This window comes from Vibrio sp. Vb1554 (genome assembly GCF_033344235.1).
Genome location: NZ_JAWPOJ010000012.1, coordinates 1 through 11,640 on the forward strand (window position 1 = coordinate 1; position 11,640 = coordinate 11,640).

Below are 11,640 nucleotides of genomic sequence, written 5' to 3' on the forward strand. Positions count from 1 at the left end.
CAAGGCGTGAAAGGTGAGCTAGGAGGTTACTACTTACTAGACGATGCATTGGTTTCTAAATTGATGCGTCCAAGCGAAACCTTTAACGCAATCATTAACAAGTAAGTTAGTGTTAAAAAACACGTCGTTTTCGGCGTGTTTCCTATCCTGTAAGTGCGTTGTAAGTGTTCCTTTTGTAACACGTGCTCTAAATAGTAAGAAACCCGCTATCTTGGCGGGTTTATTTTTCTCTTCAAAACATCAACGTGGCGTTTCGAGAGCAATATTTTTATATTTCGACAGCGCTCTAATTATTTGGCTTGGCCTTCAAGAGGCACGACGCTACTCGCGTGACAGCCTTTGGGACCTTTTTCAATCTCGTAAGAGACTTGTTGGCCTGCTTTCAGTGTACGATAACCGTCCATCTGGATAGTTGAGTAGTGGGCAAAGATATCTCCCTCTTCTTCATCTGAACAAATAAACCCAAATCCTTTGGCATTGTTAAACCACTTTACTGTACCTGTAGCCATGCTTTACATCCCTCATGCATTTTTTACTGATGTTGTTACTGCAACCAAGTTATACCTTTAACTTGGTACTACCATTGTCAGCGAATGCCAACAAACGTCAAATCAATGATAAGTCACATTCATCAAACCACTTAAAGAAGAGAGGTTTCAAAATGATGATTTATGCATCGACACTTTCCACTGTAGTCAATGAATTTCGACAGTCAATAGCAGTGAGCAACAAACAGAAACATAATTGAAAACAAATCACTTTTGAGATTAACAAATTTGCAAACAGTTTTTCGTATATACGCAGAAGTTTAGTCAATTTGCCTATGAAGTGGCTCATACTGAAAAAGCCATACTGTCCGTGTTGCTTATGGGAGAAGAATCCTCTGACTGAATAAAAAATGAAGTTTTCGTGATAATTACCGTATTCTCAATGAGGAAGTGTGATCCAGATAGAAGATGATGGGGTGGTTTGCAATAGTCCGAAAGCAATAAATAGAAAGTTCTTTTATAAGAAAAAATGTGTAACTTATCGACAAGCATCTTTTATTTGCGCCGTATCAAGACGTGCATTAGTCTCTATATTAGGTAGCAACTTTTATCGATCAAAGATCGAATTCGGTGCCATAACTCACTACACCGCGCTGCACGCTTGTGGTAGATTGTTTTTATAGGTCGAAAACATCAACCCTTTGATACGATATCTTTAGATTGCCATGAGTAAAAATTTTGAATGGGTCACTCCGGACTCTGATCTTCTGGAGCGAGAAAGTACGAAAGTCCAGCCACCTAAGCTGTACAATGTCGTACTCAATAATGATGACTATACACCTATGGATTTCGTCATAGAGGTGCTTGAGCGATTTTTCTCACATGATATTGATAAAGCAACTCAAATCATGCTTCAGGTCCACTATGAAGGAAAGGCAATTTGCGGCACATACAGCGCAGAAATTGCCGAAACAAAAGTAGCGCAAGTTACGATGTACGCAAGGGAAAATGAACATCCGCTACTTTGCACTATGGAGCAAGCGTAAACAAAGAAGACTTGCTCGAACAACCCCAGTTGTTTTTTCGGGAGGTACTTATGCTAAATAAAGAACTAGAGTCAAGCCTTAACGGTGCATTTGCTCGGGCGCGAGATAAACGCCACGAGTTTATGACTGTCGAACACCTCCTACTTGCATTGTTGGAAAATGATGCAGCTAAGGAAGCCCTTCTAGCTTGTAAGGCGGATCTTGACGCTTTACGCAACGAACTCGATATTTTCATCGATCAAACTACGCCTCTTATCCCAGATAGTGATGAGACGCGTGAAACGCAGCCGACTTTGAGTTTTCAACGTGTACTACAACGCGCCGTCTTTCATGTACAGTCGTCTGGTCGTAATGAAGTAACAGGCGCCAACGTGCTTGTTGCTATCTTCAGTGAGCAAGAGTCGCATGCCGCTTACCTTCTGAAGAAAAATGACATCTCCCGATTAGATATTGTTAACTTCATCTCCCACGGTATTACTAAAGCATCAGGTGCAGGTGAGGATTCATCATCAGACTCGTTTAGCTCAGAAAGTGTTGAAGAGCCTAATTCTGAAGAACGCTTAGAAAGTTTTGCGACGAATCTTAATCAAGTCGCTAAAGATGGAAACATCGACCCACTCATTGGACGTGATAAAGAGTTAGAGCGCACTATTCAGGTACTTTGTCGACGCCGCAAGAATAATCCCCTACTAGTGGGTGAGGCAGGGGTTGGTAAAACAGCCATTGCGGAAGGTCTTGCATGGAGAATTGTTGAAGGGCAGGTCCCTGAGGTCATTCAAAACAGCGTGATTTATTCACTAGATATTGGCTCTTTGCTCGCTGGTACCAAATATCGCGGTGATTTTGAAAAGCGCTTCAAGGCGATTTTGAAACAACTTGAAAAAGAAGAAGATGCCATTTTGTTCATCGATGAAATACATACCATCATCGGTGCAGGCGCGGCATCTGGTGGTCAAGTCGATGCAGCAAATCTTATTAAGCCTCTTTTAAGTAGTGGTAAGTTGCGTTGTATTGGTTCGACGACATACCAAGAATACAGCAACATTTTCGAGAAAGAGCGTGCGTTGTCTCGCCGTTTCCAAAAGATAGACGTTGTAGAGCCTTCATTGGATGATACAACTAAAATCTTGATGGGCTTGAAGCCGAAGTACGAAGCTCACCATGAAGTACGTTATACCAATAAAGCACTGCGTGCCGCGGTAGAACTGTCGGCTAAATACATTAATGAACGCCATCTACCAGATAAGGCTATTGATGTCATTGATGAAGCTGGTGCGCGTAGTCGTCTTGCTCCTGCAAGCCGTCGTAAAAAAACGGTCGGAGTGGCTGATATCGAATCAATGGTTGCCAAAATGGCGCGAATTCCAGAGAAGTCGGTTTCTTCTTCAGATAAAGACATTTTGAAAAACTTAGATAGCAAAATGAAGATGTTGGTATTTGGTCAAGATAATGCGATTGATGCATTGTCCGAGGCGATCAAGCTGACACGTGCAGGTTTAGGTGTAGACAACAAACCTGTTGGTTCATTCTTGTTTGCAGGCCCAACAGGGGTTGGTAAAACAGAGGTGACGGTGCAGTTATCTAAGCTTCTAGGTATCGAGCTACTTCGTTTTGATATGTCTGAGTATGGTGAGCGTCACTCCGTAAGTCGCTTAATTGGTGCGCCTCCTGGTTATGTCGGTTATGACCAAGGTGGTTTGCTAACCGATGCTGTTATTAAGCACCCACACTCAGTCGTATTACTTGATGAGATTGAAAAAGCGCACCCTGATATCTTTAACCTGTTGTTGCAAGTCATGGATAACGGTACGCTAACGGACAACAATGGTCGCAAAGCAGACTTCCGAAATGTCATTCTTGTTATGACAACTAACGCAGGTGTGGCGGAAACCGAGAAGAAATCAATTGGTTTGATTCAACAAGACAACAGTCACGATGCAATGGCGGAAATTAAGAAGGTGTTTACTCCTGAGTTCCGTAACCGTCTTGATAACATCATCTGGTTTAACAGCCTTGATGAAAGCGTTATCCATCAAGTGGTTGATAAGTTCATTGTTGAACTGCAAGTGCAACTTGATGCGAGAGGCGTTTCAATGGAAGTATCTCAAGACGCTCGCCATTGGTTAGCACATAAAGGTTATGACAAAGCTATGGGGGCTCGCCCAATGGGGCGTGTTATCCAAGAACAGCTTAAGAAGCCTTTGGCTAACGAACTGTTGTTTGGATCTTTAGTTGACGGCGGTACAGTGAAAGTAACGCTGGTCAACGATACGCTTGAGTTTGAATACTTAAGTGAGAAAGAGACAGCGATGCATTAATCGTTAGTCGGTAACAAACGCAAAAGCGCACGAGAAGATCGTGCGCTTTGTTATCTGAACTAAATCGGAAAAAATTGTGCAATAAAAAACGGAGCAGCTTGCTCCGTTTTTTATTGCATCCGAAAATCAGAGATTAACGAGCGCGGAAGACGATGCGGCCTTTTGACAGGTCGTATGGAGTCATCTCTACAGTTACTTTGTCACCCGTTAGGATACGGATGTAGTTCTTACGCATCTTGCCAGAGATGTGAGCAGTCACAACGTGACCGTTTTCAAGTTCAACACGGAACATAGTGTTTGGTAGAGTGTCAAGGACTGTGCCTTGCATCTCGATTACGTCTTCTTTAGCCATTTAATCCTCTTTAGAAATTAGGCAATATTAGCGGGCTATATTCTGCCGCTAAATAGTAATTATGTAAAGTTGAGGCGTATTCTACCCTCGCCAACGCTGATTTACTAGCCTTTGGTGGCGTTGAAAGCGTGTTTTGTAGCTCATTGCTGGGCACTCATCAATCTGATATCCCAAATATAGCCACTGTTGTTTGTTTTCTTGGCAGTATTTAATTTGATAAAGCACCGCTAATGTCCCAAGAGATAACTCGTAGTCAGGGTCAAAGAAAGTATAAAAAGCACTCGAGCATTGTGGCATCAAATCTGTCACTGCAATGGCGAGCAATTGATCTGATTCATCGTAAATGTGTAAAAACGACGTTGTCAGCCAGCTGGTTTGAGCAAATCGAGCAAACTCATCACGCTTTGGTGGGTACATAGTGCCGTTTTTATGCCGTTTGCAGATGTACCGACTGTAAAGCTCAAACCATTCCTCATCCATTTCAGGTTTCATTTCCCAGCGTAAAGACTGTGCTTTATTAAGCAGCCTCTTCTGACTTTTTGATAGTCTAACGTCTGGAATCGAGACTCGAATTGGCTGGCAAGCGGTGCAATGCTCGCAATGCGGTTTATATATGGTATCTCCGCTACGACGAAAACCGTTAGCCATGAGCAACTGGTAATTTTCTTCAGTATGCAGCCTTTCATCAAGCGCCACCGCAACCCGCTCTTGCCGTTCAGGCAAATAACTACAAGGGTGATTATTCGTCAACCCTATTCGAATATGTTGTATATCCGTACTCATACTGAATCCTGCAAAACTTGGGGCTGATAGGCATCAAATAGTGTTTGCTTTTCTCTTAAAGATAGTAGTTTTTGCATAAATTCGTCACGCTCAAGTTCAAATGCGCCAAGTGATGCCAAGTGAGAATTCATAACTTGGCAATCTATTAATTGACCTTGCTTTGACGCCAAATGGTTGCATAAGTACCACAATGCAATTTTGGATGCGTTATCTTTTAGACTAAACATCGACTCTCCGCAAAAAAGTTGGCCCACGCAGATGCCATATAGTCCGCCAATCAGGTTGGTGTCATGCCATACTTCTACAGAGTGACAGTGACCAAGTTTGGCTAACTCAATGTAGGAAGTTTGCATTTCCTCGTTGAGCCATGTTTCCTCTGCAGGGCGTGTTGAAGAACATAGTCTAATCACTTCTTCTGTCGCGAAATTGAGTGTTACTTTATAGTTATGTTTACGCTGAAATTTTTTGAGACTTTTAGATGGCTTAAACTGCAATGGGTCAAACACAGCGCGCGGAGAAGGGCTCCACCATAAAATAGGTTCACCAGGACCATACCAAGGGAAAATGCCTTGATAGTAACCATTGAGGATTCTCATGGGGTTTAAGTCACCACCAAAAGCCAGCAAACCATTGGGGTCGCTGAGTGCTTTATAGGGTGAGGGAAAGTTGAACGTTTCATCGAGTTCAGTTAAATAAATAGCCATAAGAAGTCGTTACCAACATTGGAGTCAGAGGAGTTTATGATGACCTGGTTAAGAAATATCGTAAAAGTATGGCTTGGGATCATACTGTTTTTACCACTTGTCGCCAACGCAGCCTATGAAAGAAATGTTGCCAAGCCAGTTAATGAAGTAGTTTACGGGAAGATTGACTCTGTCCGTTATATTACTCAACAAGAGGTTGTTCAATCGAAAAGTAACGGTTGGAAGACACTACTTGGTGCCACTATCGGTGGTTTAGTCGGTAATCAATTTGGTGGCGGTACGGGAAGAGAAGTCGCGACGGCAGTGGGTGCGCTTGCAGGTGCCGCAGTTGCTCAAAACCAAAGTAATTACCAATACACGGTTGAATATAAGTTAGTTGAGCTACTCATCAAAGTGAAGGGTGATAAGCTAATTAATGTCATCCAAGATGTTGATAAAAATATGTTATTTAGTCGAGGGGATGAAGTTCGTATTTTATATTTTGATGATGGAGTCAGGGTTGATATCACTTATTAACCCTAGGTTGTTTTAGTCTAACGAAGCCTAATCAGGCATGTACAGTCGGGCTGGCTTATCGTCAAATAAAGTCGAAATAGTTTGCTGTTTCGCCGTGCTTCTTTCGCTCTGATTTACATCTCTGGCAATGCCTTTAATTCTGTATCTTTAGGCTGCTTGAGGATATTCATAAATTAGCGCCGATTTACTCTGGTTTTGTCGTGTTTTTTTGGGTAGTCTGAATTCACGAAGAATTGTTTAGCCCTCATAAAAAATCGTATGTTGAGGGCACAAAGGATTATCAACTTTTAATGGAAAGCCTAACGTTACAACCTATCAATAAAATTCAAGGGGAAGTGAACCTTCCTGGCTCTAAAAGTGTTTCTAATCGAGCTCTTTTACTTGCTGCTCTTGCTAAAGGCAGAACTCGCCTTACTAATCTCCTCGACAGTGATGATATTCGTCATATGCTGAATGCGCTGACTAAACTAGGCGTTCAATACCAACTTTCCGAAGATAAAACAGAATGTCTCGTTGACGGCCTTGGGCGTCCGTTTTCTGTCTCAGAGCCGGTAGAGTTATTTCTCGGCAATGCTGGCACTGCGATGCGACCATTAGCTGCGGCTCTTTGTCTTGGAGAAGGGGAGTATGTACTGACGGGCGAACCTCGTATGAAAGAGCGTCCAATTGGTCACCTTGTCACGGCACTGAAAGATGCTGGTGCGAACGTTGAGTACATGGAAAACGAGAACTTTCCGCCTCTCAAAATAATTGGTACTGGCCTAAAAGCAGGTACAGTTTCTATCGATGGGTCCATTTCAAGTCAGTTCTTGACCGCTTTCTTAATGTCTGCGCCATTGGCTGAAGGTGAAATTCGCATCAACATCGAAGGCGATTTGGTTTCTAAGCCTTATATCGATATCACCCTGCATATCATGAAGCAGTTTGGAGTCGATGTGATCAACAACGACTATCAAGAGTTTGTGATCCCAGCCGGTCAGCAATACATCGCTCCAGGTGATTTCTTGGTTGAAGGTGACGCGTCTTCTGCTTCTTACTTCTTGGCGGCGGCAGCCATCAAAGGCGGAGAAGTTAAAGTCACGGGTATCGGTAAAAACAGCATTCAAGGTGATATTCAATTTGCTGATGCGCTTGAAAAAATGGGTGCAGAAATTGAATGGGGTGATGACTACGTAATTTCACGTGTTGGTCAATTAAAAGGCATTGATATGGATTACAACCATATCCCTGATGCTGCAATGACCATCGCGACAACAGCGTTATTTGCCGAAGGCACTACCGCTATTCGTAACGTTTATAACTGGCGTGTAAAAGAAACAGACCGTTTGTCAGCTATGGCGACTGAGTTACGTAAAGTTGGTGCGGAAGTGGAAGAAGGGGAAGACTACATCATCGTCAAACCTGTCTCTCAGTTAAAGCATGCTGCGATTGATACTTACGATGATCATCGAATGGCGATGTGTTTTTCGCTGGTGGCACTTAGTGATACGCCTGTGACGATTAACGATCCAAAGTGTACGTCGAAAACGTTCCCTGACTACTTCGACAAACTTAAGGCTTTAAGCTGCTAAATATTCTGACCTGAAACCGGAAAGCCAGAGTGAATAACACTCTGGCTTTTTTGTTTCCCAATACTATTTAACCAGCGTAAATTCCTTAGAAAGGTGATGCGCTAAGTATTTGAACATATTGAATACTGCAGTCGTATTTGAAGTTGGTAAACCTTTGTCATCAAGGAAGTATTCACCTTTAAAAACTAAAACACCTTCTTTTTCTTCTACGCTTGTTGCTCGCATTCCCTCGATGTAATCATCGTGCTCTTGGATGATTTGGTTAGCGATCAAAAGAAGGTCGAACTCTTCGATAAACGTTCTATCAGACATATTCTTTCTACCATTCTATTCAGTTAAGAGCGCTGAGTATACCTACAACTAAAATGGGTTTGCATGATTAATTCAGTCAATCGTTCAGTAAGACTAAACAGATCAATTTTTAGAGTATAAGTATGATGTGGAGGAAGATGGCAGAGCATTGAACCAAACTATTTTGTGATGGGTAACAAAATTTATTGCATTGGATTAGCGGATGCTAAGTTTGCCTGTTTAGATATGCCGCTCAATACCTTTCAGAACCCTGTCTCTTTGAAGTATAAAGACGATGAATTGTCAACCAATCGGATCTGAATTTCAAAAAAGCAGTTGATCTTCTTTTCATCTCGCACAATAGTAAAAAAAGAAGCAATGAAATAGAACATTATGCGGGTGGCCTTTAAATAAGGTTTCTACCCGCATTATTATGAAGGACGTTAGAGTCAGTTATGGGTAAATCACTCGTTATAGTGGAGTCACCAGCCAAGGCAAAGACGATAAATAAGTACCTTGGTAAAGACTTTATTGTTAAGTCTAGTGTTGGTCATGTGCGTGATCTGCCTACGGCCGGTCAAAGCACTGGTGAGAAAAAAGCCGCAGCCATCTCAACTAAAGGGATGAGTCCGGAAGAGAAAGCGCGCGTTAAAAAAGAGAAAGACCGCAAAGCGTTGATCAAAAAAATGGGGATTAACCCATATCATGACTGGGAAGCGAATTACCAAATCCTTCCAGGCAAAGAAAAAGTTGTCAACGAACTACAAAAACTCGCCAAAGACGCAGATTGCGTTTATCTCGCAACCGATTTGGACCGCGAAGGGGAAGCAATCGCATGGCACCTTCGTGAGATCATCGGTGGCGATGAAGAGCGATACAAACGTGTAGTTTTTAACGAAATTACGAAAAACGCGATCCAACAAGCTTTCCAGACACCTGGTGAGCTGAACATGGATGGTGTAAATGCCCAACAAGCACGTCGCTTCATGGACCGTGTCGTTGGTTTTATGGTTTCACCTCTACTTTGGAAAAAAGTGGCTCGTGGCTTATCTGCTGGTCGAGTGCAGTCTGTTGCGGTGAAACTGTTAGTTGAGCGTGAGCGTGAGATTAACGCGTTTGTACCAGAAGAGTTCTGGGACATTCATGCGAATACGAAAACGAAAGACAAAGCGGACTTTAAACTGCTTGTTGCTCAGAAAGACGGTTCTGCGTTTAAGCCAGTTAATGAGGCAGAAACCAAAGCAGCGATGTCTGTACTTGAGAATGCAAGTTACGAAGTATGTAAGCGTGAAGACCGCCCTACAAAGAGCAAGCCCTCAGCACCTTACATCACCTCTACGCTTCAACAGGCAGCAAGTACACGTCTGGGCTACGGCGTGAAAAAGACCATGATGCTAGCTCAGCGCCTCTATGAGGCCGGTTACATCACTTATATGCGTACTGACTCGACTAACCTAAGTGCCGAGGCTGTGGACGCTGTACGTGACTTTATTGGTTCTGAGTTTGGTGATAAGTACCTACCAGCGAAACCATTGACGTACGGTAGCAAAGAAGGAGCACAGGAAGCGCACGAAGCGATCCGTCCTTCAAATGTGGGTGTTAAGGCGGAAGACCTGCAAGGTGTCGATGCTGATGCGCACAAACTTTACGCTTTGATTTGGAATCAGTTTGTAGCGTGTCAAATGACGCCAGCAGAATACGATTCAACAACCATCAGCGTAAAAGCGGCAGAATACACGCTTAAAGCGAAAGGTCGTATCCTTAAATTTGACGGCTGGACTCGTGTACAGCGTCCAATGGGCAAAAACGAGGATACAATCCTTCCAGCGGTACAACTTGGCGATAAGCTAAGCTTAGAGTCACTTGACCCTAAACAGCACTTTACAAAGCCACCTGCGCGCTACACTGAAGCAGCACTGGTTAAAGAGCTGGAGAAACGAGGCATTGGTCGTCCGTCGACTTACGCATCGATCATTTCTACGATTCAAGATCGTGGCTACGTGAAAGTTGATCAGCGCCGTTTCTACGCTGAAAAAATGGGTGAAATTGTTACTGACCGCCTTGATGACAGCTTTAACGATTTGATGAACTACGACTTTACTGCGCGTATGGAACAGAAATTGGACCAAATCGCTGAAGGTGAAGTGAACTGGAAAGCTGTGTTAGACAACTTCTTTGCTGATTTTACTGGCGATCTTGAAAAAGCGGAGCTAGATGAGTCAGAAGGCGGTATGAAGTTAAATCACATCGTCATGACGGATATCGAGTGTCCGACGTGTAGCCGTCCAATGGGCATCCGTACTGCTTCGACAGGTGTGTTCTTAGGCTGTTCAGGTTACGCGTTACCACCAAAAGAGCGTTGTAAGACAACCATCAACTTGGGTGACGAAGAAGGTATTATTAACGTTCTAGAAGAAGACGTTGAAACCGCAGCTCTTCGTGCTAAAAAGCGTTGTCCGATCTGTGAAACAGCGATGGACGCATACCTGATTGATGACAAGCGTAAGATGCATGTTTGTGGTAATAACCCGAACTGTGAAGGCTACCTTGTTGAATACGGCGAGTTCAAAGTAAAAGGCTACGATGGTCCAGTTGTTGAATGTGACAAATGTGGCTCTGATATGGTGCTTAAGAACGGTCGCTTTGGTAAATACATGGATTGTACGAGCGAAACGTGTAAGAACACTCGTAAGATTCTTAAGAATGGCGAAGTCGCGCCACCGAAAGAAGATCCTGTTCATTTTCCTGAGTTACCTTGTGAAAACTCAGATGCGTATTTTGTGCTTCGTGATGGTGCTTCGGGGCTATTTATGGCGGCAAGCAACTTCCCTAAATCGCGCGAGACACGTGCTCCTTTGGTTGCTGAACTGGCGCGTTTTGAAGAGCGTTTACCTGAGAAGTTCAAATACCTAGCAACTGCGCCGCAAGAAGATCCTGATGGTCGTCCTGCTGTTGTACGCTTTAGCCGTAAAACAAAAGAGAACTACGTTCGTTCGGAAGAGAACGGCAAACCATCTGGTTGGACAGCGCTCTTTGTTGACGGCAAGTGGGAAGTCACTGATAAGCGTAAAAAAGCGAAAGCATAAAAACGTACGAACTAAGTAATGTAAAAAGGCAGCGATATCGCTGCCTTTTTTGCGTAAAGGCCACTGTGTTGTTCGTATAGATCTTTGCTGCTTTGACTGAGTTTTGCTGACGCGAGAAGATTCTAGCATCAATATTTCTTGGTCGCTGACGTATTTTTTATGTAAAAAATATTCGTTGTAACTTTCATTTTGCATTCACATATTTGTTATACATTGGGCTAAAAAATCGGCGGTGTAGTGAATCCGTTCGTAAATTGTTTTCATAATGTAATCGTTTGCTTTTCCATGTGTGATCTAGATATCGTCTTGAGTACGCAAGAGCTGTATGGTACACAGAATGGCGTATTAAAAATTGTAATTTAGAACCCGCTTAGATAATTTATTACAAAAATTAGTGCAACTGTGTGCATTGTTTGCGTCAAAAAATAAGGAAAGAGTGGACGTTGCATACTGGAAGTGCCGTAGCTTTTTTATCCGTGTTGTAA

11 protein-coding genes are annotated in these 11,640 nt (G+C 43.0%); 6 read left to right on the plus strand and 5 right to left on the minus strand.

Annotation, left to right across the window (positions count from 1 at the left end; genetic code table 11):
- On the plus strand, positions 1 to 105 hold a 105-nt coding region (locus R8N28_RS27465; protein ID WP_412079915.1), incomplete at its 5' end, for an NADP-dependent isocitrate dehydrogenase.
- A 185-nt stretch (positions 106 to 290) separates the two neighbouring features.
- Here R8N28_RS27465 and cspD read toward each other — a convergent pair.
- Complete coding sequence (gene cspD, locus R8N28_RS11935; RefSeq protein ID WP_005378407.1) at positions 291 to 509, minus strand: cold shock domain-containing protein CspD; 219 nt, start codon at positions 507 to 509, stop codon at positions 291 to 293.
- A gap of 704 nt (positions 510 to 1,213) precedes the next feature.
- Here cspD and clpS point away from each other — a divergent pair.
- Positions 1,214 to 1,534, plus strand: coding sequence for an ATP-dependent Clp protease adapter ClpS (gene clpS / locus R8N28_RS11940; RefSeq protein ID WP_005378419.1), 321 nt, complete (start codon positions 1,214 to 1,216; stop codon positions 1,532 to 1,534).
- 50 nt (positions 1,535 to 1,584) lie between these two features.
- The gene (gene clpA, locus R8N28_RS11945) at positions 1,585 to 3,852 is read left to right on the plus strand and encodes an ATP-dependent Clp protease ATP-binding subunit ClpA (RefSeq protein ID WP_005387879.1); all 2,268 of its coding nucleotides are present in this window, start codon (positions 1,585 to 1,587) and stop codon (positions 3,850 to 3,852) included.
- Positions 3,853 to 3,985: 133 nt separating this feature from the next.
- Here the strand turns inward: clpA and infA are convergent, their stop codons facing one another.
- The 3 genes from infA to aat all read right to left on the minus strand — a co-directional run bounded on the left by infA (position 3,986) and on the right by aat (position 5,691).
- Positions 3,986 to 4,204, minus strand: coding sequence for a translation initiation factor IF-1 (gene infA, locus R8N28_RS11950; RefSeq protein WP_001040192.1), 219 nt, complete (start codon positions 4,202 to 4,204; stop codon positions 3,986 to 3,988).
- Between the two features lie 81 nt (positions 4,205 to 4,285).
- Complete coding sequence (locus R8N28_RS11955; RefSeq protein ID WP_005378346.1) at positions 4,286 to 4,987, minus strand: arginyltransferase; 702 nt, start codon at positions 4,985 to 4,987, stop codon at positions 4,286 to 4,288.
- The gene (aat, locus tag R8N28_RS11960) at positions 4,984 to 5,691 is read right to left on the minus strand and encodes a leucyl/phenylalanyl-tRNA--protein transferase (RefSeq protein ID WP_065274302.1); all 708 of its coding nucleotides are present in this window, start codon (positions 5,689 to 5,691) and stop codon (positions 4,984 to 4,986) included. The genes R8N28_RS11955 and aat overlap by 4 nt, the downstream gene beginning before the upstream one ends.
- A gap of 39 nt (positions 5,692 to 5,730) precedes the next feature.
- On the opposite strand from aat, the gene R8N28_RS11965 reads away from it, so the two are divergent.
- Positions 5,731 to 6,207, plus strand: coding sequence for a glycine zipper 2TM domain-containing protein (locus R8N28_RS11965; RefSeq protein WP_005378348.1), 477 nt, complete (start codon positions 5,731 to 5,733; stop codon positions 6,205 to 6,207).
- Between the two features lie 290 nt (positions 6,208 to 6,497).
- Positions 6,498 to 7,778 carry a 3-phosphoshikimate 1-carboxyvinyltransferase gene (aroA, locus tag R8N28_RS11970; protein WP_017634728.1) on the plus strand — a complete coding sequence of 427 codons (1,281 nt, stop codon included), beginning with the start codon at positions 6,498 to 6,500 and terminating at the stop codon, positions 7,776 to 7,778.
- 63 nt (positions 7,779 to 7,841) lie between these two features.
- On the opposite strand, the gene R8N28_RS11975 is transcribed toward aroA, so the two are convergent.
- Positions 7,842 to 8,090, minus strand: a complete 249-nt coding sequence (locus R8N28_RS11975; RefSeq protein ID WP_005387884.1) for a YciN family protein — start codon at positions 8,088 to 8,090, stop codon at positions 7,842 to 7,844.
- A gap of 434 nt (positions 8,091 to 8,524) precedes the next feature.
- Here R8N28_RS11975 and topA point away from each other — a divergent pair, with 434 nt between their 5' ends.
- Positions 8,525 to 11,155 (plus strand): type I DNA topoisomerase, encoded by a 2,631-nt coding sequence (gene topA, locus R8N28_RS11980; protein WP_005378351.1) that lies wholly within the window; start codon positions 8,525 to 8,527, stop codon positions 11,153 to 11,155.
- Positions 11,156 to 11,640: the final 485 nt, after the last annotated feature.